Source organism: Tullyiplasma multilocale ATCC 49900, assembly GCF_000483165.1.
Lineage (GTDB): Bacteria > Bacillota_I > Bacilli_A > Mycoplasmatales > Mycoplasmataceae > Tullyiplasma > Tullyiplasma multilocale.
The window spans coordinates 103,707-126,597 of record NZ_AXXW01000006.1 but is presented as its reverse complement, the minus strand read 5'-3'; the positions used below and the strand labels follow the sequence as shown (position 1 = coordinate 126,597).

At 29.3% G+C, this 22,891-nt stretch carries 25 protein-coding genes and 1 other RNA gene; 17 read left to right on the top strand and 9 right to left on the bottom strand.

Annotated elements, in window-relative coordinates; all coding sequences use genetic code 4:
• Positions 1 to 11: 11 nt before the first annotated feature.
• Together G319_RS09225 and G319_RS0101965 are read right to left on the bottom strand one after the other, a co-directional pair.
• Positions 12 to 704, bottom strand: a complete 693-nt coding sequence (locus G319_RS09225) for a hypothetical protein (protein WP_026389450.1) — start codon at positions 702 to 704, stop codon at positions 12 to 14.
• Positions 705 to 815: 111 nt separating this feature from the next.
• A complete protein-coding gene (locus G319_RS0101965) occupies positions 816 to 2,249 on the bottom strand; it encodes a glycoside hydrolase family 1 protein (RefSeq protein WP_026389449.1) in 1,434 nt (477 codons plus the stop codon).
• 146 nt (positions 2,250 to 2,395) lie between these two features.
• Between G319_RS0101965 and G319_RS09220 the strand changes: the two genes are divergently transcribed.
• A complete protein-coding gene (locus tag G319_RS09220; protein WP_026389448.1) occupies positions 2,396 to 2,644 on the top strand; it encodes a hypothetical protein in 249 nt (82 codons plus the stop codon).
• Positions 2,645 to 2,813: 169 nt separating this feature from the next.
• Here the strand turns inward: G319_RS09220 and G319_RS0101950 are convergent, their stop codons facing one another.
• The 4 genes from G319_RS0101950 to rnmV form a co-directional block, all read right to left on the bottom strand.
• Entirely contained in the window at positions 2,814 to 3,338 is a 525-nt protein-coding gene (locus G319_RS0101950; RefSeq protein ID WP_026389447.1) for a hypothetical protein, read from the bottom strand.
• The gene (locus tag G319_RS09215) at positions 3,331 to 4,647 is read right to left on the bottom strand and encodes an AAA family ATPase (protein ID WP_026389446.1); all 1,317 of its coding nucleotides are present in this window, start codon (positions 4,645 to 4,647) and stop codon (positions 3,331 to 3,333) included. Before G319_RS09215 ends, G319_RS0101950 begins: the two co-directional genes overlap by 8 nt.
• Before the next feature lie 91 nt (positions 4,648 to 4,738).
• Positions 4,739 to 5,545, bottom strand: coding sequence for a 16S rRNA (adenine(1518)-N(6)/adenine(1519)-N(6))-dimethyltransferase RsmA (gene rsmA, locus G319_RS0101940; protein WP_026389445.1), 807 nt, complete (start codon positions 5,543 to 5,545; stop codon positions 4,739 to 4,741).
• Entirely contained in the window at positions 5,541 to 6,092 is a 552-nt protein-coding gene (rnmV, locus tag G319_RS0101935) for a ribonuclease M5 (protein ID WP_026389444.1), read from the bottom strand. The genes rsmA and rnmV overlap by 5 nt, the downstream gene beginning before the upstream one ends.
• Before the next feature lie 75 nt (positions 6,093 to 6,167).
• Here rnmV and G319_RS09210 point away from each other — a divergent pair, with 75 nt between their 5' ends.
• Entirely contained in the window at positions 6,168 to 7,136 is a 969-nt protein-coding gene (locus G319_RS09210) for a rod shape-determining protein (RefSeq protein WP_026389443.1), read from the top strand.
• Between the two features lie 311 nt (positions 7,137 to 7,447).
• Here G319_RS09210 and G319_RS0101925 read toward each other — a convergent pair whose 3' ends face one another.
• The 3 genes from G319_RS0101925 to dnaA all read right to left on the bottom strand — a co-directional run bounded on the left by G319_RS0101925 (position 7,448) and on the right by dnaA (position 10,546).
• Positions 7,448 to 7,768, bottom strand: a complete 321-nt coding sequence (locus tag G319_RS0101925; RefSeq protein ID WP_026389442.1) for a TfoX/Sxy family protein — start codon at positions 7,766 to 7,768, stop codon at positions 7,448 to 7,450.
• Positions 7,769 to 7,808: 40 nt separating this feature from the next.
• Complete coding sequence (gene dnaN, locus G319_RS0101920; protein WP_026389441.1) at positions 7,809 to 8,933, bottom strand: DNA polymerase III subunit beta; 1,125 nt, start codon at positions 8,931 to 8,933, stop codon at positions 7,809 to 7,811.
• A gap of 284 nt (positions 8,934 to 9,217) precedes the next feature.
• The gene (gene dnaA / locus G319_RS0101915) at positions 9,218 to 10,546 is read right to left on the bottom strand and encodes a chromosomal replication initiator protein DnaA (RefSeq protein WP_026389440.1); all 1,329 of its coding nucleotides are present in this window, start codon (positions 10,544 to 10,546) and stop codon (positions 9,218 to 9,220) included.
• 312 nt (positions 10,547 to 10,858) lie between these two features.
• On the opposite strand from dnaA, the gene rpmH reads away from it, so the two are divergent.
• From rpmH to tilS, 15 genes are all read left to right on the top strand, one after another.
• Positions 10,859 to 10,993, top strand: a complete 135-nt coding sequence (gene rpmH, locus G319_RS0101910; protein WP_026389439.1) for a 50S ribosomal protein L34 — start codon at positions 10,859 to 10,861, stop codon at positions 10,991 to 10,993.
• A gap of 6 nt (positions 10,994 to 10,999) precedes the next feature.
• Positions 11,000 to 11,329 carry a ribonuclease P protein component gene (rnpA, locus tag G319_RS0101905; protein ID WP_026389438.1) on the top strand — a complete coding sequence of 110 codons (330 nt, stop codon included), beginning with the start codon at positions 11,000 to 11,002 and terminating at the stop codon, positions 11,327 to 11,329.
• Between the two features lie 19 nt (positions 11,330 to 11,348).
• Entirely contained in the window at positions 11,349 to 12,539 is a 1,191-nt protein-coding gene (yidC, locus tag G319_RS0101900) for a membrane protein insertase YidC (protein ID WP_051350860.1), read from the top strand.
• A 114-nt stretch (positions 12,540 to 12,653) separates the two neighbouring features.
• Positions 12,654 to 13,451, top strand: a complete 798-nt coding sequence (locus tag G319_RS09205) for an HAD-IIB family hydrolase (protein WP_026389436.1) — start codon at positions 12,654 to 12,656, stop codon at positions 13,449 to 13,451.
• Between the two features lie 93 nt (positions 13,452 to 13,544).
• Positions 13,545 to 14,351 carry an HAD-IIB family hydrolase gene (locus G319_RS09200; RefSeq protein ID WP_026389435.1) on the top strand — a complete coding sequence of 269 codons (807 nt, stop codon included), beginning with the start codon at positions 13,545 to 13,547 and terminating at the stop codon, positions 14,349 to 14,351.
• A 32-nt stretch (positions 14,352 to 14,383) separates the two neighbouring features.
• Positions 14,384 to 15,181, top strand: a complete 798-nt coding sequence (locus G319_RS09195; protein WP_026389434.1) for an HAD-IIB family hydrolase — start codon at positions 14,384 to 14,386, stop codon at positions 15,179 to 15,181.
• Between the two features lie 17 nt (positions 15,182 to 15,198).
• Positions 15,199 to 15,282, top strand: an RNA gene (gene ffs / locus G319_RS04985) — signal recognition particle sRNA small type.
• A 13-nt stretch (positions 15,283 to 15,295) separates the two neighbouring features.
• Complete coding sequence (locus tag G319_RS0101880) at positions 15,296 to 15,736, top strand: nucleoside deaminase (protein ID WP_026389433.1); 441 nt, start codon at positions 15,296 to 15,298, stop codon at positions 15,734 to 15,736.
• Between the two features lie 94 nt (positions 15,737 to 15,830).
• Positions 15,831 to 16,970, top strand: coding sequence for a MupG family TIM beta-alpha barrel fold protein (locus tag G319_RS09190; protein WP_026389432.1), 1,140 nt, complete (start codon positions 15,831 to 15,833; stop codon positions 16,968 to 16,970).
• 110 nt (positions 16,971 to 17,080) lie between these two features.
• Entirely contained in the window at positions 17,081 to 19,000 is a 1,920-nt protein-coding gene (gene dnaX / locus G319_RS0101870; protein WP_026389431.1) for a DNA polymerase III subunit gamma/tau, read from the top strand.
• Between the two features lies 1 nt (position 19,001).
• Positions 19,002 to 19,592 (top strand): recombination mediator RecR, encoded by a 591-nt coding sequence (gene recR / locus G319_RS0101865; RefSeq protein WP_026389430.1) that lies wholly within the window; start codon positions 19,002 to 19,004, stop codon positions 19,590 to 19,592.
• A 3-nt stretch (positions 19,593 to 19,595) separates the two neighbouring features.
• Complete coding sequence (tmk, locus tag G319_RS0101860) at positions 19,596 to 20,234, top strand: dTMP kinase (RefSeq protein ID WP_026389429.1); 639 nt, start codon at positions 19,596 to 19,598, stop codon at positions 20,232 to 20,234.
• Positions 20,212 to 20,955: a hypothetical protein gene (locus G319_RS0101855; protein WP_026389428.1), complete on the top strand. Its 744-nt coding sequence runs from the start codon at positions 20,212 to 20,214 to the stop codon at positions 20,953 to 20,955. Before tmk ends, G319_RS0101855 begins: the two co-directional genes overlap by 23 nt.
• On the top strand, positions 20,955 to 21,677 hold the full coding sequence (locus G319_RS0101850; protein WP_026389427.1) for a tRNA1(Val) (adenine(37)-N6)-methyltransferase: 723 nt from the start codon (positions 20,955 to 20,957) through the stop codon (positions 21,675 to 21,677). The genes G319_RS0101855 and G319_RS0101850 overlap by 1 nt, the downstream gene beginning before the upstream one ends.
• A 15-nt stretch (positions 21,678 to 21,692) precedes the next feature.
• Positions 21,693 to 22,883, top strand: a complete 1,191-nt coding sequence (gene tilS, locus G319_RS0101845) for a tRNA lysidine(34) synthetase TilS (protein ID WP_026389426.1) — start codon at positions 21,693 to 21,695, stop codon at positions 22,881 to 22,883.
• Positions 22,884 to 22,891 lie beyond the last annotated feature (8 nt).

Sequence of the window (22,891 nt, the reverse complement as noted above, 5' to 3'; positions counted from 1 at the left end):
AGTTTTGTTTATTAAAAAATAGGATTAGTGAAATATACACCCTCGTCATGTGATCTGTATAGAAGATTAAGTTTTTGAGTTTTAATACCAATTACTTTAACTGTAATTGTGCTCTCTCATATTTTTTTGAATGTTTTAATCAACATTGTATCAAGCATCGAAAATATTTCTTGCAATTTTAATATAGAAGTTAAAAATGATTTTGAACTTCTTATAGTTACATTAGATCATACAATTTTGTTCTCAAGTTCCAATAAACGATTCAAACAAATAATCATCAATGAAGTTACAGTTGTTAAAACTAAAGTTGTTGCTACAAGACCAAAAATAGTTCCTTCGGTGTGAATCAACCCTTGCATCATAGGATCAACAATATTATTAACCATTGAAATAGATACAAGTAAACCTTGCGATACTAGAACAAGTGGCATCAAGGCAGTATAAACTAAAGCTGTTTCATTTTTCTTTGTCTTTTTAATAATGTCATATTCATAATTTTTAAAAGCTTCTCTGTGCAATGTCCTTGAGTGATTTACAACACCAATTAATAAGAATATTGAATTTAAAATAAAAGTTCAAAATAAGAAGTTAGCTTGTAATGTCATTAAAACATTAACTTCAGAAAGTAATTTCACTATCGGCAATGAAACTCATAAAATGATTTGTAATATTAATAAAATTTTAATGACTTTTTTAGTTAACATTTCATTACCTCCTATGATTATTTTTATGATTATACATTAGTTTTATCGTTGCAAACTTTCTAAAAATAAAAATAAAAAAACAAGAGTAGAGGAACTCTTGTTTAATATTCATTATTTTAATTTACTTCCATTTGTTTTAATTAATTCTTGGTATCAGTAGAATGATTTTTTAGGGTAACGTTTTAGATCTCTTAAATCATGTTCATGTCTATTTACAAAGATGAAACCATAACGTTTTGAAATTCCTTCGTGAGTTGACACTAAGTCGATAGCTGTTCATGGGTTGTATGAAAATACTTCAACGCCTTCTGAAATAGCTTTTTTCATTTCAGTTAAGTGTGCTGTATAGTATTCAATTCTGTAGTCATCATTTACAGTCATATCTTCGTTAAGCTCTTCACGAACTCCCATTCCATTTTCTGTAATCATCAATGGTAAACGGTATCTTTCGTACATTTCAGTTAAAGTTGTTTTGAATCCAATTGGATCGATTTCTCAACCATATTCAGTTCTTTGTAGGTTTTCATTTGGAACACCTCTAGCAATGTGGGGGAATCTGAATCCCATTTGTTGATTGAATACACCCATCATTCCAGTTTCATCAGTTTCTTCAGTTCATGATTCTACAGTCATTGATGAGTAATAGTTGAAGGCGATGAAGTCTTGATGTTGATCTTTTAAGATTTCTTTATCTTCTTCAGTGATTTCAGGTAATCATCCATATTCTTTTAAGTAGTTATAAGCTAGTGGGTTGTATTCACCTCTAACAATAGCGTCTAAGAAAAATCAGTTTCTCATTACACCGGCTCCAATTGCAGCTTCGTAATCTTCTGGTTTATTAGACGCTGGATAAGTAGCTACAATATTTGGAGCTGCCCCAACTTTACAGTGTGGGTATTCAGTATTAATAATTTTAGAAACGATCGCTTGCCCTAAAAACATGTGGTGTGATTGAGTGAATGCGTCTTTTGTTTTAGCATTTCCAGTTAATCCTGAACCTGCCCCGAAGAAGTCAGTTGCAGTTGAACCCAACACCATCATATTTTGTTCATTGATAGTTAATCAGTATTTAACTTGGTCATTGTAATTTTCTAATAACACTTTTGCGAAATCCACATAAGCTTTAATTACAACTTCTTTGTTTGATCATCCACCTTTTTCTTGTAATCAAACAGGCATATCAAAGTGATAGATTGTAGCTACTGGTTCAATTCCGTGTTTGTTAAGTTCGTTGATCATATCTTTATAGTAATCTACACCTTCTTGATTAACTTTTCCTGAAGCATCAGGGAAGATACGTGCTCATGAGAATGAGAACCTAAATGATTTCATACCCATTTCTTTGAACATTGCTATATCTTCTTTGTATTTGTGGTAAAAATCTGATGCTACTGAGAAGTCACAGATTTCTGGACCAAAGTCAGTTAGGTCCATTACATTTTTTCCTTTACCACCTTCATTAGTTCCACCTTCTACTTGATAAGCAGAAGTTGAAGCTCCTCAAAGGAAGTCTTTTGGAAAGTCTTTTAAGTTTTTTAGTTTCATAATAATTTCTCCTATGTTTCTATTTTAAGTCTCAAATAAATTTTTGTAAGCAAGGTTTCCATTTCTAAAAGTACTTTATAATAAAAAAAGAACTTTAATGATTCAAAAACTCTATAATATAAGTATTAATAAAAGGAGAATGTCATATGGGAATTTGTAACTATTGTAAATTAAATCCAGCTAGAGAAATGAAAGTGTTGCCTGACGGAGAACAAATCTGATTATGTAGTAAGGATGCTGGGAGAATGAATTTATTGTTTGCTTTCCTATTTATCTGATTCTTTTTCATCGGTTTCTTTGTTTATTTCCTAATCTGTAGAAATCACGGAGCTAATGTTTATCAAACAATGGTAATTAGAAAAATCGAAGAACGTAATAAAGGTACAAAAATATAAAAAAATAGATTTGACAAGTGTCGGATCTATTTTTTGAATATTTCATCATACGTTGCAAATGGTATATTTACCTCAGGAATTACAACGTTTGATTTGAATCGATTTAGATTTTTTTCAATATTATCAAAAACATTACCTGTTACAAATTTACTGTTTTTAATTTTCTGAATTATTTTTGTGTTATTCATTTCTCTTTTATTCTTAAAAATTTTCCTATAACACTTCCCGCAGTAGTTGTAAATGTTAAATTAGCCTTAACTTTGCACGCTGAAGTAGTATCAAACATCATACAAATAACATATTCAAAAGATGTGTGCTCAGGCAGCAAAAGAAAAGCTGTCTTAGTTTTGTTATTTATTACACCCATCTTTTTCAAACAAGTTATTATTCCATCATATCCCTTTAGTAAATTATTAAACTTTAATTCATCATCCCTATCGATGGCTATATATAAGAAATTTTCAAGATCGCGATCTCTTAAGTCTACGTTAAGAAAATACTTCCTCAATCCTTTTGCAGGATTGTTCATGAAATCCTTTGTTAAAGTCAGACCTTTACAGTCAATATTTTGTATATTATATCTTTCATAAATTTCGTCAGAAAAGTCACTTTTTAATTCTTTAAAGAAATTCTTCTCAGTTTTACATGATTCATTTTCAAAATTGATAACGAGAATGTTTTTGGACTTACTCATCGAATACCTCAACTAAATTAGCAATACCACTTAAATCAGGGAAAGCATCAAACGGATCAAGATTCTGTGATGAATAATTTTTAGATAATTTCATTTCATTTCTAAATTTGTACTCGGTAACTTTTTTAAATTGAGAACTCTTGTTTATAATATATACACCGTCACGACGTATATCATCTACAACTTCGGGTTGGTGTGAGGTAAATATAATAGTAGAATCTTCTATTATTCCCATTTGAAACATCTTGATATAGGCTTTTGTCAATCCTGAATGCCATGTAGCACCAAGTTCATCCATAAAAATGTAGGTATGCATTTTTCTATCATCTGCATTCTTAACTAAAACTGTAGATAGTATGTGATCTATGAAATTTATTGTTCCGTTTGATAGAATTGTTCCCGCGTAAAAGGAAACTTTATCATTATTTTTAAGTTTTGTGTTATCTAATATATAAAACGTATCTATCCCTTTTTTAACCTCTTTTAAAGATATTTTTTCTATACTAGCATCTACAGTAGAAGCTGCGTAATTAACAATTTCCTCAACTTTATTAAGTGGAACCCCTGAAAATATTAATTGATTTATTGATTCATTTATTTTATCAATAGAGCTTGAGTCTAATGTTGTTTGATTTGATACTAATGTATTTTTAACCATAGATGTTAAAACATTAAAAACTTCTGAGGCAATAACTTCATCAAGGCTTTCAACGTTTTTTAATTCTTCTTTAGGCTTTTGCTCATTAAGAAATTCAACCATCATTTGTTTTGTTATAAAAAATTTAACTTGTGAGAGATTACTATTATATTCTCTCTCATCAAAATCTCAAATAACCACTCCACTCATATCTGGAAATTTTTTAACACGATTTAATTGTATTTTTTCTCTTACAAAAAACTTATTTAGTTTTCTGTCAAATTCAGTATAGATATTATGAGTAAAGTCTAACATTTCTGTTTCGTAGTCAATCTCAAAAATTAAAGTCTTATCAATATCATTGAATGTGTCGAAAGAATCAAAAGAATCTCGTCCGCTTTCATTGTTTAAATCTAATGTAAAAGCATCAATGATAAAATTCTTATAGCGGAAAAATAATTCCACTAAATTACTTTTACCCGAAGCGTTAGCTCCCAATATTGCTATTATAGGATTATAATAATCCTTCTTAGTAGAACTTCACTCTACCAAATCTGGCTCGTAAGTATTAGTAAATCTATTATTTGTTTTAAAATCTAAAACTTGTTCATCTTTAAAATTTTTGTAATTTTTAAATCTAATTTGTGATATTCTGTAAGTTTTTTCAGTCATAACAACCACCTCTTTATTCAAAAAAATTATATCACTCCTTTTGCTTTTAAAACAAAAAAAGTGTTTTAAAAGCAAAAGAATAGGTGTTGACCTATTTTTTATTTGTGTAGTTATTAAATAAAGTTATGAACTCATCCATACTTATAACTTCAGGACGACGTGCATGATCTATCTTAGATTCATCAAGTAAAGTTCTAGCTAAATCTTTATCATTTGTAAGTGAACCCAAATTGTTCAAAATAGTCTTACGTTTGTTGTTAAACAACTTTCTAACAAAAGCAATAAATTTTAAATCATCATTTACTCTAGAAATATTTTCTTCTTTAAATTTCAATGAAACAATTGCTGAATCAACTTGAGGGATAGGTCTGAACATTCCTTTATTAACTGTAAATTCATATTTTTTGTCAGCATAGAATTCAGCCGCGATTGATAGGTTATTATAGTTATTTTCACCTTGGTTAGCACATAATCTAACAGCAACTTCTTTTTGCATCATAAACACAGCGATTTCTAATTCACTATGTAGCGCAAATGATCTAAATAAAATTTCAGAGGTAATGTAATACGGCATATTAGAAATTAAAGATACTTTTTGTTCAGGGTTAGTTTTGTACTTTTTAATTAATTCTTCGAAATTAACTTCAAGAACATCTGATAAAACAAAATGAAAATTATCTTCAGTAATTTTATTCTTTAAAATCGCTTCCATATCTTCATCAATTTCAATTGCTACTACTTGATCGAATTTCTTAACAAGTTTTTTAGTAAGTGCTCCGGTTCCGGGTCCGATCTCAATTATTAATTGATTTGGGTTATCCCCTAATATGTTTACGATTTTTGTAATTAGATTATCGTCACTAATAAAGTTTTGTCCAAACTTTTTCTTTGCTTTAATTTCCATTATATTCTCCTAGTATGTTTTTAATTGTATCAACATCTGCCTGCATTCAGTTTAATCATTTAAATAAAGTTTTAGAATTTATTTCTTCACTTATTCCCCAATACTTACTTATTTTTTTTCTATTCTCTTTTAGATAAAAATCGTTATTAAGGTATTCTTCTCAAGATATACTTTCATTTTCTTTGTTGAAAGTAATTAAATTGTCCAAAGCTTTTTTTATTGCTTCGTCATCAGCTTCAGCAATTCCGATTTTTTTAGATTCTTTATCAATTGCACTCTTTGAAACAAAAGCATTAAAGACATCTCCACCCAAATAATTATTAATTGTTTCACGGATTCTTTTCCCTGGCCCATCAGGATCAGTAAATACAATAATTTTGTTTTTTTTACTCAACCTTTTTATGAATTCCAAGGTCTTTTCATTTAGAGCCAAACCATTTGTTTCTATTGTTTTAATTTGCTCTCCAAAAACGTTTTTTAACTTTTGAGTGTCAGTTTTACCTTCAACTATGATTATTTGTGTGTTTTTTTGTTCTTTCATTATCTATGCACCTTTATTTTACTTCTATAAAATGTTAAATTATTATTATGATTATAACAAATGGAGGACACATAAATGAGTGGTAAAAAAATTGGAATCATCTTTGGTGGTGAATATACAAGAATCATATCAACAACAGACGGAATGATTTATGATGACCTTTCATTAGTTTGCTGAAACGATTTAACTACAGAAGTTGTAGTAATGGGTAAAGATGCTAAAAAAATGATTGATCGTGTTGATAAACCTTTAAGAGTTATTGCACCATTAGAAAATGAAACAATTCAAAATTTAGAAGTTTTCAAATCAATGGTTGAACAACTTTTAAATAAATTCAAAAACGAAGTTAAAGATGCTGAAGTAGTTATTTCAGCTCCAACTATCCACACTGAACAAGTTCAACAAATCATGGATGAACTTTTAGCACCATATGGAATGGAAGAAATTCATTATGTTCCAAAACTTATCTTAGCTGCTCTTGGTGGAAATATCAAAACCGATGATGAGTATGGTTCAATCTTATTAGATTTAGGACACTACAAAGCTGAAGTTGCTGTTATTGCTGATGACGAACTTATTACAATAACTTCAAGTGATATTGCTGAAAGAGAATTAGATAAAAAAATCGTTTTATACCTTAAAGAAGAATATTCATTATTAATTGAAGAAGACACATTAGAAAAAATTAAATGATCTCTTGGTTCAGTTATTAAGTTACGTGACGAATTAGAATTACAATTACCTGGTAGAGATATGATTACTAATGCACGTAAAACAGTTGTTGTTAAAGATGGAGATTTCAAAAAAATCTTTATTCAATTATTCACAACTTATAAAGGAATGATCACAACGGCATTAGAACAATCACCAATGTACATTAGAACAGGTATTGTTAAAAATGGTTTAACAATCACTGGTGAATTATCAGGAATAATCGGGGTGAAAGATTTCTTCCAAGACTTCTTCGATTTCCCAACAAGAACTTCTAAAGCAAGAGGATATGCAACTACTGAAGGTGTTATCAAATATTTCAATAAACTGTAAAAAGTAGCTCAAGCTACTTTTTTTGATACTCATTAATAATAAATGTTTTTGGTTTATTCACGATACTTTTTAAGTCTTATTCCGGAATAAAATAATAAAGAAAAATAACATCGTTATTTTCGTTAAGTTGTTCTGGAAAATATATTTATCTTGTGCCTTTTTTTAATATACGATAAAGGTGTGAATAAGGGGTTTGTTATTTCCATATAGGTCCTTTTCTGATTCATTAAAAAATGTAGCGTGAGCTACATTTTTTAAACATCTCTTTACTTGTTAGTGTGATGTTTTTTATAATTTTTAATTTTTACTCATTATTTCTTTTTCGTCTTAGGGAATGGTACTTCATCATACATTGTTTCAAATAAACCAATTACATATTCAATATCTTCAACATCATCAACTACAAGCATTTCTTTCACTTTAAACTTTGGTGATGCATACATATCTACTTCTCTCACGTATTCTAAAGCTGTTTTAACAGGTTTTACTAGTAAGATGTCATCAAATATAGCTCCAATTGTTTTCCCTTTATAATACACAGCATATTCACCCATCATTGATCTGAAACCAACTTCATCATATTCTGAGAATTGTTCTTTTATAAAATTAAAATACCCTTTACTTGTTGGCATAATTTCTCCTTTAATAAAAAAGTAATTACTTTCGTAATTACTAGTTAGCGTGTGTTGGCATTACAACTTGTTTTAATGAATCATCTTCTAATTTATTAATAACAACTGGTTTTAATGCATTTGTAAATTTCATTTCAACAACTTCACCTTCAAATGTTCTTAACGCATCTGTTAAGAATTTTGCATTGAAACTAATTGAAAGATCTAAGTTACCCATTGATTCAAAATCTCCGAAAACTTCCTCATAATTTCCAACTTCAGAAATTGTAGATTTAATAGTTACTTTGTCATCTTCAAATTTTAAATTGATTGTTGGTGGTAATCCATCATCGTTTGGTAGATCAGCTCTATTTAAAGCTTTTAAAATCTTACGTGATTCAACAGTAATTGTTGTGTCAAATTCTTGAGGGAAAGCTACATCAATATTTGGGAATTGTCCATCAATTAAATTTGATTGGAATAATACCTCATCAATGATGAAAGTTACATAACCCTCAGTAATAACGATTTTGAAGTTTTTGGCACCATCTAATAATTTGGGTAATTCATTAATTGTTTTAAATGGAATTGTAATATTTACTTCTTGTTCAAATTCACCTTCTAAAAGAATGATTTTTCTACTAATTCTGTGTAAATCTGTACCTGAGAAAATAATTTGTCCTTCTTTAACTTTTAAATTCATTCCTGTTAAAGACAACTTCTTGTTGTATTCATTAATTGAAACAGCAACTTGACTTAAGTTCTTTTTAAATTCTTTAGGATCAAGTTCTAATGTGATTCCTTTTTCTCTGAATCCTAACATAGGGTAATCTTCAGCATCTAAAATATTAATATTAAATTCTGATTTCTGTGTAGTAATTCTTAATTCAGAAGTTTCTACTGCTGTAAATGTTACAAACTCTTCATCAAGTTTTCTTAACATCTCTAAGATGTAACGTCCTTTAATTAAAATTTTCCCAGGTTGGTTAATATCTAAATCTGAGTTGGCATTATTTAAGATACTTTTAAAGGCTAAAGTACCGTTTGTTGATATGATAGTCATCTTATCCATACCAAGTTCTAAGAAGATACCTCCAAGAGCGGGATTTGGGTTTTTAATATCAATAATTTTATTAGCTTTTGATAATTCTTCTAAAAGAGTATTTCTGTTAATTGAAAATTTCATATATCCACCTTTATTTCTAAAATAATTATCTCATATTAATTTATGAAAAACATATTTAGAGAATAGAAAAATAGAGAGTTTACACGCGTTATTTCTTCTCTTTTCCTTTGTCATTATTATTATAGTGTTAGTATGTGGAAAACCTAATAAATCCCTTATTTATCTATGTTTTTGGTGAAAAGTTATACATAAAATAAATAGTTTTAAACAGATACTCTGATATAAGATAAAAGGGAAAACATTAAGAAAAAAATAAAATACTAACAAAATAAGACAATTAAGTCTTATTTTGTTAGTATTTTATTTTTAAGAGTTTCAACAACGTTGTTAAATTCTTTGTCTGACGCGATTAATTTAGTCATTTTTTTCATAGCACTTATAACTGTTGTGTGATCTTTACCACCGAATTCTGTTCCAATTTGTGAAAGACTATGGTTTAAAATTTCTTTGGCTAAATACATAGATAAATGGCGAGCATTTGCAATATTTGCAGTTCTAGCTTTACCATCAATAGATTTAATAGTAACTCCGTATGATTCTCCAACAACTTCTTTGATCTTCTTAACATTTAAAACACCTAAATTAGAAGTAGGGACATCTTTAAATAATTCACTAATAACTTCCATATCAACAGGTGTATCAACTGTGTTTTGGATTGATCAAAAACTGATTTTAGAAACTGAACCTTTAATTTTACGAACATCATCAGCATAGTATGAAGCTAAGTATTTAATTGCTTCTTCTTCAACTTTTTGAATAATTCCTTGTGATTTAATTTCACTTTCAACAATTGAATGAGCTGTTTCGAAATCCAAAGTTTTAATTGATGTTGTTAAACCTAAATTAAACCTAGTAATCATACGATTGTCGAAACCGTTTAAGTGATCTGGAGATTTATCTGAAGAAAACACCAATTGTTTACCGTTTTCGATGAAGTGATTAAATATTGTAAAGAATACTTCGTTTGTTTTTTCTTTTTTAGCTAAGAATTGAATATCATCAACGATTAAAACGTCATTTTGTGTAATTTCGTCTTTGTATTTTTCAATTGCGTCATGACCTTGATAGATAATATCAACTAGACCTTTGATGAAAACTTCACTTGATAGATAAAGAACTTTTAATTCTGGTTTGTTAGTTGAAATTTCATGATTAATAGCATGTAATAAGTGAGTTTTACCTAAACCTGAGTCTCCATAAATAAATAAAGGGTTAAATTGTTGTCCTGGGTTATTAGAAACTGTTTTAGATGCTAAAAAAGCTTGATTATTACTTTCACCATGAATGAAAGTTTCAAAACTAAATTTGTAAGCTGATGTTTTATTAACTTCAGCGTTTTTAATTACTTTTTGTGTTTTTTTATAGATATCGTTTGTGATTATTTCAAATAGAACAGACTTTCCTAAATGGTTTTTTAATTCATTTATTATAATGTCTTGATTAGGAGTAATAACTGATGCTGCAAATTTAGATTTAACGATCAGACTATACTCATCCTTATCGTTTTTTATTAATTTTGCATTAGAAATATAATCGTTATATACTTCTTGATCCACGTTTGGATTAGAAGATAAGACTTTCTTTATTTCCAATCATAATTCGGTTTCATTCATAATTGCATTCTCCTTGACGAATAAGATTATAAAATATTTCAAAAACTTTTGTCTTAAAATGTGAATAAAATAGTTTTTACATGAATAATCAACATATAATTATTCCATTGAAGTAGCGGTTTTGCTTTCTAAAAAGACTTTTCCACTTTTCCACAAAATATCAATTTAATTGTGGAAAACTTTTGTAGAAAATGTGGATTAAAAATCAAATGTGGAAAAGTAAAAAATAATTCCCATTAATATATAATTTTTATTGCTTTTACTATATAATAATTTTTGAAATTGTCTAAAAAAAGGAGGATTGACTAACTTATGAAAAGAACTTGACAACCATCAAAAATCAAAACTGCTCGTACTCACGGTTTCAGAGCAAGAATGTCTACAAAAAACGGAAGAAGAGTTATCAAAGCTCGTAGAGCTAAAGGTAGAGCAAGATTAACTAAATAATTCTTTATGAAAAACAAAAGAATTATTAAAGGTAATTTTGAATTCCAAAATATTATTTCAAAGCAAAAATCTATCAAGAATGTAGCTTTTGTTTTATATTTTGAAAAAACAGATAACGATTTCTTGGAATACGGTATTTCAGTTGGTAAAAAAATTGGGAATGCTGTTATTAGAAATAAAATTAAAAGACAAATAAGAATGATGATGAATGACATTATCAAAACTCATGGTGATAAAGAGTATAAAGTGATCATCCTAGCGAGAAAAGCAATGCTAGACAAGACTTTCGAGTTTAATCAAAGAGCTTTAACTAAATTGATCAACGATCTAAAATAGCGGCAAGGAGGATATTCTTTTGTATAAAGCAGATAACAGTGTAATGAGTTATTTAAAACCTGATAAAGGTATTACTAACCCTAAAAACACTAAAGAAATCTTAAAAAAAGTATTAAAATGAGCAAAAATCTTAGCATTTTTATTCATGATCATCTGTATGTTATGAGGTTGTGTACAAATGTATGATTCAAACTATACAATACAACAAATTACTGACATGACAGGAAACAAAGTTTATGCGCCTGGTGCTTCATTCGAAATCATTATTAGATCTTTAGGACAAATTGGTGGTAAAAACCACTGAGTGGCTCTAAATTCTAGTGGTGAGATTATGGAATATGGTTACAATGCCATTACTTCATGGGGAGAAGCTTGAACTAAAACTGGATCTCCATTCTACGGAATCTTCGTATACCCTACAGCATACGTGCTTACAGGTATTGTTAATGGATTAAGTGGAACATTAAATCCTGGTTTAGATTCAGAATCACAACGTGTATACGGAATTGCAGCATTCTTTGGAATCTTCTTTACAGTTTTAATTATTAGAACAATCACTTTGGCTTTCAGTTGAAAATCACAGAAAAATCAAATTAAAATGCAATCTATGCAATTAAAACAAGCTGAAATTACAGCTAAGTATAAAGATAAAAAAGACCCTGCTTCAAAACAAAAACAACAACAAGAAACAATGGCTCTTTATAAAAAAGAAGGTGTCTCACCTATGTCATCAATTGGGGGTTCATTCGCCTCAATGCCATTCTTGTTCGCGATTTATGCAGTTATTAGATCTACTAGAGCTCTAAAAATTGGTAACGTTGGTGAAATTTCATTAATTGAGGTTCCATGACAACAAATTAAAGAAGGTAACTGAGTATACTTCTCATTATTAGCGGTTTACTTACCATTACAAATTCTTTCAATGTTGTTGCCAACAATCTTACAATGAATTAAACAAAAAAATGTTTCATTAACTGAAGCACAAAGAAAAGCTCGTAAAAAACAATTAATTATGCAATTAGTAATGATGGTAGTATTTATCTTCGTTGTTGCTACAGTTGCGTCAGGGGTTGCGATTTACTGAATTATTTCTTCAACATACCAAATTTGTCAAACTCTTGGGTTCCATTTCTATAACCAGAAACATATTAAAACTGGTAATAAAGAAACAGAACGTAGACTTCGTCAAGCAAAAAAACAAGCAAAATAATAGAACAACGAAAGTTGTTCTTTTTTTCTTTTAAAATTGAAAACTACTTTTTATTACCACTTATTTTAACCATTACTTTTTATTTGAATTAAAATATTTAAAAGAGGTATCTATATGACTAAATGATTATTTACAGACTTCGATGGAACATTAAGAAATTCCAAAGGAGAAGAGTTAAGAATCACTCCAAAAGATTTAGATTTTGTTAAAAAATGACAAGTTGACGGTAATAAATTAATTATTGCTACTGGGCGACCATATGAACATATTTCAGAACATGTGAATGGTGTATATGATTTATACCCTGATTTCTATGTTACTAATGCTGGTGGAACTGTTGTTGATGGTGAAGGTAAAAATATTTATACAAACACTATGACTGAAGAAGAGAAACTTAAAATCATGAATTTTCTAATTGAAATCGAAGATGAAATTCAAGGGATTGTATACTCAACTCCAGGAGACGAAAACTTTCTATTCCACAAAGATTGAGAAAATGCTGATCAGGAGATGTTCATGGGGATGACACCCCAAAACCTTCCTATTAATTATGTTGAGGATAAAACTATGATTTGTTACAAAGTTCTTTCAACTGATGAAACTTGAAATAAAATTACTAAATTTTTAGACGATAATAACTTAAATATGAATCTCACATCAAATAATTTAAGAGGGATTAAGTTTAGTGAAATTCACCACAACAATGTTAATAAAGGTTCGGCAATTAGGGGTCTTCAATCAATTTTGGGATTTAAAGATGAAGATGTAATTGTAGCTGGTGATGATAACAATGATTTATCAATGTTCGCGGAATTTTTTGAAAATTCTTATATAGTTACCCAACCTTATAACGAAGATATAAGAAACAAAGCTGAAACTATAATTAGTGAGTTAAATGAAGTAGTGCTGTAAAGTACTATTTTTTTATTAATGTACTTTTTTTGCCAAATTAGAAAATTATAAAGAGTTTAAATGGATGTAGAATTAAAAATAGTGAGGTACTTTATGACTAAATGATTATTTACAGACTTCGATGGAACTTTGAGAAATCCACGCACAAAAGATATTAGTAAAACTATGACAGTAAATGAGAAAGATATGAATTTCATTAAGGAATTTAACAAAGAAAATAATGTTGTTGTGATAACTGGAAGACCTATGCAAGGCGTTGTTGATCTTCTTGAGAAAGATTATGGTTGGACACCAGATTATTTTGTGGGTTACACAGGTGCTGCTATTTATGACAAAACAGGAAAAATGATTCATGCGGATTACATTGCCAAAAAAGACAAGTTAAGATTACTTGAATTATTAGAAAGTTATACAGAAGATTTGCGTGGTCTTGTGATTGGAACACCAAAAGAAGAGATGGCTATATTTCATGATTTTTGGGGACCTGAAATGCAAAGAGGTATGCTAGGTATTGAACTTAAAAATCTTGAAATAAATGAGATAAAGGAATTAGATCTATTGGCTATTAAACTAATGATGACAACTGATGGATGACTTAGACTTTATGATCAAATAAAATCAGAAGGATTAAATATTGAAGCAGACTTTAATACTTGAGAAGGTATGTATTCAATTGATTTGCATTCAAACATGTGTAATAAAGGTATGGCTATAAATGTTATGAAAGAAATGTTAGATATACCAAGCAAAGACATAATTGTTGTTGGTGATGATAAGAATGATTTATCTATGTTTAATGAGTTTTTCCACAATTCCTATATAATAAGACAAGAACATAATATTGATTTAAGAAACAAAGCTAAAAATGTTATTGATCAAATTTATGAAATAAAATTTTAAGGTGGCAACACCTTTTTTATAAGGGGAAATATATGAAATGATTATTCACAGACTTCGATGGAACTCTTAGAAACTCAAGAAACGATGATTTACTATTAAATCCAAAAGACTATGAGTTTGTTAAAAGATGACAAGAACAAGGTAATAAATTGGTAATAGCTACAGCAAGACCTTTTAAACAAATGAAAAGCTATTTAGTTGAAAAGTATAACTTGAAACCAGATTACTTAATTTGTAGTAATGGTGGAGCAGTATTTAATTTTGACGGTGAACTACTATTTAGTAACCCAATTACGAATTCAGACTTAAATGCACTACTTGATGTTATAGAGACGAATGAAGAAAAGGCTTACGGTGTTATCTATTCATCAATAAATAAAGAAGATGTGTTATTCCACAAATACTGAAACGATATGCTAACTGAAGCTTATTTAGGTCTGGTTCCTGAGAACCTACCAGTTGATGCAATCAGAAATGAAGGGATCTTTTCATTTCGTTTAGTTGTTGATGAAAGTTTAAGAGAAACTTTTAAAGAATTTGATAGAAACTATTTAGATTCAGCTTTCTTCTATACAAATTACGGTGATGAATTAAATGTTGACGTTACTAACTCATTAACAAATAAAGGTTATGCAATTAGGGGTCTTCAAAATGTTTTAGGTTTTAAAGATGAAGATGTTTATGTGGTTGGTGATGATATTAATGATAAATCTATGTTTAAAGAATTCTTTGAAACTTCTTTCATTGTTCGTCAAGATCGCAATGAAACATTTAGACACAAAGCAAAAAATTTGATAGAACAAATATATGAAATTGAATCACTAGTATAAAAAATGATATAATATATTTGCCGTGATAAAGATAACGTCTGAATTGGTCAGGACCGGAAGGTAGCAGCTATAAGGATCTGTGTCTTGTATTGCGGTTTTTTTGTGGGGTAATGTATGAAAAAAGAAATCTATGATTTGCTTATTAAAAAAGCTGTTAAAGCTACAAAACACGGGGATGTTCCGGTAGCAGCAGTTGTTTTGAATGCAGAAAATGAAGTTGTAGGTGTTGGTTACAATACAAGAAACAAAAAACACAACATTTCTTGTCATGCCGAAATAAATGCCCTAAACAAGACAATCAAAAAGGTTGAATCACTTAATCTTAATGGTTACAAAATAATAACTACCCTTGAGCCATGTGAAATGTGTTATGGGGCAATTAAACAATCTAAAATTAAAAAAATAGAATATATCTTAAAAAGTTCAAAATTCGGCATATCTGAAATTTATAGCATTAATGACATTGATGTTATTTTCAAAAAAGTGGGTACAAAAAAAGAAGAGAATATGTACCAAGATTTGCTAGAAAAATTTTTTAAGGATAAGAGAAAATAAAAGTACTTTGTGTAATCTAATTACACTTTTTAAATTATTACCAAATGTATATATCCTCCTTAATGTGATGAATAATCATATTAAGGAGGATTTTATGTTTAAAAGAGAATTAGGAATATCTGTTTACCCTGAAAAGTTCACAAAACAAGAAACAAAAAAATATATATTGTTAGCTAAGAAATATGGGTTTAATAAAATGTTTTTATCGTTTCTTCAACTGGCTGGATTTAGTCTCGATAAAGGTGTTGAAGATAAAGAATTTATGAAAAATAAGAGTATCTATGAAGAAATTATTAAGTTTGCGAAGGACAATAATTTTTATGTTGTTGTTGATGTAAATTCAAAATGTTTGGAAATGACGAAATCCAGTTCTTATGATTTGTCATATTATCAAGATTTAGGTATTGATTGTTTGAGGTTGGATATGCCTTTGTCGCCGATAGAGATAGCTATGATTACCCAGGAATGAAATTTAGACATTCAATTAAATGCCAGTATGAATGATCACATTTTAGATGATGTGTTATATTGTAAGCCTATTGCATATAAAATTTCAGGATGTCACAATTTTTATCCGCTAGCAAATACTGGACTAGCTTGAAACTATTTTTTGAAATGTTCGGAGAAATATTTCAAAAAGGGAGTTCGCCTTTCGGCATTTATTGGAAGCGAAACTGGAGAGGTGGGACCCTGAAAAGATAAGGTAGGTCCACTTGTAACAATCGATAATCACAGATGTAATGAGATCGATGTCCAAGCACAAGAATTGTGAGCAACAGGAATGATAAGTGACTTGTATATTGGGAATCAACCAGCTTCAGAAAGCGAACTTGAAAAACTCTCACAGATTAATAGATACAAATTCCAATTTGAAATTTTATTGGAAGATGATTTATCTGTAATTGAGCAAAAGACAATATTCGATTTAAAGCATTTTAATAGAGGAGATATCAATGACCATTTCATTAGATCGATGATGGGAAGGATTATATTCAAAAATGAAAAAGGTATCAAAAAACCCCTTGATAAAAACCATGTCTTTAACTTAGGTGATGTAGTTATAGTTAATGAAACGTATGATAACTATAAATATGAACTACTGATAGTAACCGAAGATGGATTTAGCAATTTTAACGGGACAGTTAATCTGGTAGGGAAAATTCCAAAAAAGCACCACAATTTAATCAAAATGGTTGGTCCGTGGGATACTTTTGAGTTCAAAATTACTAATTAAATTAGCGTATTAATAATGCTTCTATTTTTTAAAAATACCTTCGGGTATTTTTTTTTATAACAACTTTAAAATGTTAAAATATATAAGATATAAACCCGGAGGTAAAAAGGATGCAAAAAAATAAGAAATCTTTATATACAACATATAGACCAGCAACTTTTAATAGTGTTGCAGGGCATAAAAATGTTATCGAAATATTACAAAAACAATTAAATGAAAACAAGATTTCTCATGCACTACTTTTCGCAGGGCAAAGGGGAACTGGTAAAACTTCTGTAGCAAGAATTTTTGCAAAAGCTGTAAATTGTAAAGATGCTATTAACGGTATTTCATGTGAGGTTTGTGAAAGTTGTGTTTCAGCAAATGAATTCAGATCACCAGATATCTTCGAAATTGATGCGGCATCTAACAATGGTGTTGATGAAATTAGAGGAATCAAAAATAATGTTTCAACATTACCACTTTTGGGTAATTACAAAATTTACATAATTGATGAGGTTCATATGTTAACAAAAGCTGCGTTTAATGCGCTTTTGAAAACTTTAGAAGAACCACCGGCTCATGCTCTGTTTATTTTAGCTACAACTGAATATGCTAAAATTCCAGCAACTATTGTTTCAAGATGTCAAACTTTCAACTTTAAGAAAATTGATAAAGATTCATTGATTGCGAGATTAAAATTCGTTACCGAGAGTGAAAATTACACTTCCGAAAACCAAGTGTTTGATGAAATCTTCTACCTTTCTGAAGGATCACTTAGAGATGCATTAAATATTTTAGAACAAATAATGATCGTAGCAAATGAAAATGCTATCACAATTGATGATTTAAAATCAGTTTTTTATGTTGCTACAAAAAAGGAAAAACTTGAAATTCTTAAAAACGTTTTAATGGGTGAATCAACAGAAGTTATTAGATATTTTGAATCAGCTGAAAACCAAGGTATGGATTTTGATGTTTTTGCTTTAAGTTTAATTGAAATAGTGAAAGAAATAATTGAATACAAATTAGTTAAGTCTGAAGAATTTTTAAGAATATTAGAACTGAAAGATGTGACTAAGTTTGACACTGTAGATATGGAATCTTTATTTAGGTTAGCTGATAACTTGGGAGAAGCTTATGCCAAAACTAAAGGAACTTCAATTAACTTTAACTATCTATTAATCAACTTACTTAAATCAATAGGTAACCATGGTATTGATTTCGAAGAATCTATACAAGAAAATGATTCAGTTCAAGATAAACCAATTATCGAAATCAAAGAGGAAGTAATTGTCAGTGAAACTATTGCTCAAAAACCAGAAGCAGTAGAATTAGTTGAACCGACTATTAGAGAAGAGTTAATTGTTGAAGAACCAAAAGTAGCAGAAATAGTGGCAGAACAAAAAACAACTGAAAGTGTCGAACAAGTTGTGGCTCAAGAAGAAGAGCAACCACCAAAAGATCCGTCAATTAAAACGGGTTCTGACCTAATTGAAATGCAAAGTATAGAAATTATAAGAAGTGGTAACATTGACACGAACAGTATCGAAGTTGACAGTGTTATTAATCTGTTGGTAAGTGCCAAAAAAGATTTACGAGACATGATTGATGCAAAAATAAATAGTTGATTTAGAGCAGATGAGCAAAACAATTTAATTAACCCAGAAAAAGCGGAGAAATTCTTTGCTTTCTATAATGTAAAAATTTCAGCTGTCTCTGGAAATGAAATTTTAGTGAATTGTGAGACTCTGTCACATTCTAAATTAATTAATCATATGTTAGAAAGTAAAAAATTCCGCGAAGAGTTATTTGCTGAACTAGGTAAAGAAGTTTTAGTTTACCCAATTGACAAAAATAAATGAGAAGATGTTAAAACAGAATTTAAAACACTTAAAGTTTCAAATAGTTTGCCAGAACATAAAATCTTTGATGTTAATCAATACTATCAGGATTTAACAAAACAAAAATTACAAGACAATAATCAAAGTGAGTTGCTTGAAGGTGCCTCAAAATTATTTGATTTAGAAGATATAAAAATAGGAGAATAAGATGAAAGATTTTTTATTTGATGAGTTAGTTGAAAAAATCAGACGTACTGATGGATTAACTAAAAAATCAACAGAACGTTTACTAACTAACTTAATATCAGATGAAAAAACTTTTGATAAGTTCATTAAAAACTTGCAAGAAGCTAAAGATAATCTTGGGATTTGTGAAATTTGTGGTTTTTATACAGTTCAACAAGTTTGTCCGATTTGTTCAGATCAAAAAAGGAACAAAGATATTATATGTGTTGTATCAACACCACTAGATGCTAAGAATTTGGAAAGCCTAGGTAAGTTCAAGGGGGTTTATGCGATATTGGGTGGAGAAATAAATTTAAATAAAAATCTAACACCAGATAAATTAAATATTGAAAAAATATTTGCAAGAACCAGCCAGAGTACAGAATTGATACTTGCTTTAAATGCTACATTTGAAGGTGAAGTAACTTCAAATTATATAGCACAAATAGCTAAAAAGAATAATGTAAAAACATCAAGAATTGCAAAAGGAATACCAATGGGTGGTTCATTAGATTATATGGATGAAACAACATTGGAAAGTGCTTTAAAAAACAGAAAGAATTACGAGGGATAAAATATGTTTATAAGTTTAGAAGGAATGGATGGTAGCGGTAAATCAACAGCTATTGCTCCAATCAAAGAATTTTTAGAACAATTAGGTCATGAAGTAGTTCTTACTCGTGAACCTGGTGGTATTAAAGTTGCTGAAGAAATTAGAGATGTTATTTTAACCGATCATAGCGAAGGAATGGATGGTTTAACTGAAGCGTTATTATTTATAGCTGCACGTCGTGAACATCTAGTTAAAGTAATTGCCCCCGCACTAAAAAGAGGAGCTGTTGTTATTTCTGATAGATTCATGGATTCAACAACTGTTTATCAAGGGCAAGCTCGTGGAGTCGGAGTCGAAAAACTTGACCAAATTCAAAACATAGTTCTTGAAGGTTTTAAACCAGATCTGACAATCTACTTCGATCTAAGACTTGATGAAGCAGAAAAAAGAATCAACGGCCGTGTTGATGAAATGAACAGACTTGATCGTGAACAAGTTGAATTTAAACAAAAAGTAATGGAAGGTTATAAAGCTCTTATTAATAAATATCCAGATCGTTTTGAAGTTATTGATGCTAATTTAGGAATTGAAGAAGTTCAACAAGAAACAAGAAAAATTATTGTTGAAGCTTTAGCGAAATATGAAAACAAACACGTTAACTAATCACTTAAAAGATTTATATAAAGATGATCAGTTATTTAGTTCAATAATTTTAAATTCAAAAAAACAAAACGACATAGTTGCCATTACTGATGAATTGATAAGATTTGTATATTGTGAAAATAAGTCATATCAAAAAGATGATTGTAATATGTGTAAAAGAGCACTTGAACACACATTGATGGACGTTGTGTACATTGGAGATGGAGCAACAGCGGTATCTAAAGCTGAAATCCAAAAAATGATGGACCAATTAAGTTTAACTGCAGCTGAGGCAAATGGAAATAAGTTCTATGTCATTAAAAATGCAGAAAATTTAAAGACGGAAGCTTCAAACTCATTGCTTAAATTTTTAGAAGAACCGCCATTAAATACATATGCTGTTTTATTATCAAATGATCGTAGTAAAATTTTGCAAACAATAAAATCAAGATGTAAGTTATTCGTTTCAGAAACAATCCATGAAGATTTTGAACAAAATAAGTTTGAAAAAATATTATCAACTAAAAAGTCTGATATTTATTTGCTAGCGGCAAATAATTTTAAAAAGATGGATAAAAAAGAATTAATCGAAATGATTGAAGAAAGTTATTCAAGAACAATAATAAGAGAATATCCGCAATTTGCTGAACACACTTTAGTTTTTATTGAAGATCTGAAGTACATGTTTAATACTAATGTAGCAATAGATAATTATTTTATTAACATAGCAGAGGTATTGTAATGAAAGTATTAAATGATTTATTAGGATATAAAGATTTGAATCTTTACCAAGATAGTGAAATGTTCAATTTTACCCTTGATAGTGTACTGATTGCGCGTTTTGCCAATCTAAGTAACAAGAGACGTTTAATCGCTGATTTCGGGACTAATAATGCTGTTATACCACTGATTCTGAGTAGATATACACAAGCTAAAATTGTTGGTGTAGAAATTCAAGAAAAAGCGGTTGATTTAGCAAGAGAAAACATTGCTTTGAATAATTTAGATGATCAAGTATCTATTGTTCATAGTGATATTAAAGATTTCGCAAAAATGGAACACGATAGTTTTGATATGATTTTGTGTAATCCGCCATTTTTTAAAATGGATGGTTCTCCTAAGTTGAAAGAAATTAGCCAAGAAGTTGTTAATGCGCGTCATGAAACTTTGATAACTCTTGAAGAAATTGTTAAAGCTGGAGCGCTTGCTTTAAAAAATGGTGGTGTGTTCACAATGGTTCACCGTGCTGAAAGAGCTGGAGAGATTATTACCTACTTCAAGAAATATGACATCATTCCAAAGCGCATGCAATTTGTTCATTCGAAAATTGACCATCCAGCTAAAACTATTTTGATAGATGGAATTCTGAATGGTAATGAGGGTATGGAAATTCTTCCTCCACTTATTGCTCATAATGATGATGAAACTTATACAACTGAATTATTAAAACTATTTAGAGATTAATCGAGGTGATTTAACATGATTAGATTAAATCCGAATCAAACTTATTTAATTGCTGTTTCTGGGGGACCAGACAGCATTTTTCTATTAGACAATCTACGCGAGAGCGGTACCAAAATGGTTGTTTGTCATGTTAACTACAACTTTAGAGATGATTCTTCGTTTGATCAAAAGATTGTCGAAGAATATTGTGCAAAGTATAAATTGAATCTAGAAATCAAAAATATAGATATTGATTATAAACAATTCAAAAATAATTTCGAGGACTGAGCTAGAACTACTCGCTATGATTTCTTCGTAGAAATCGCTAATAAATACAATCTTAAAACCTTAGTAGTTGGTCATAATCAAAATGATGTGATAGAGACTTACTTGATGCAGAAACAAAGAAACAACAATGTAGATTTTTTTGGTATCTCTAGATTTTCAAGTTACAAAACTTTGAATATCATCAGACCAATGCTTGATGTTAAAAAGAGTGAGGTCATCAAGTATCTGGTTGAAAAGAACATTCCTTATGCGATTGATTCTACAAATTTCGATCAAAAATACTTAAGAAATAAATTTAGAGCTAATTTAGATGAAAAGGATTTTGAAAAGTACTTAAAAGAAATTAATATCGATAATGAAAATCTTGATCAAATCAAAAATTTAGTAAATTTCTATACTAATAACAATATGACAGCTGATCACTTGGTGATCAAAGATGATTTAAAGGACTTTGACGTTAAAGTGATTGAGCGTATTGTTTATCAGTACTTTAAATTACTCAAAAAAGAACATTTATTACAGAATAGAAAAAACAGCACAATCACCGAAATTGCTAAACGTATTAAAACCTCAAAAAAGGTATTTTGAACAATTGAGATAGGCGGAGAGACATTAGTAAAAGACTTTGATGCGTTATATTTATTGAACACAGAGTATTTAAAACCAATTACGTTAACCATTAGTGGTCGTGATGAACTTTATAGAACTGAAGAATTTATTAATTGATTAGATATCTTCAATGCCATCAAAAATGACGGTGAGAACTATCCGTATGTTGTAACCACAAATTATGAGGACTACAAGTTGAAAACCACTGTTGATGGGGTCAAAACCAATCGTTACCTAATCAACAATAAAATAAAATATAAATTAAGAATTTTAAAAGCTGTTGTATACAGTGAAACCAATCATAAAATATTAAATAAAATACATAGGTAGCTCTATAA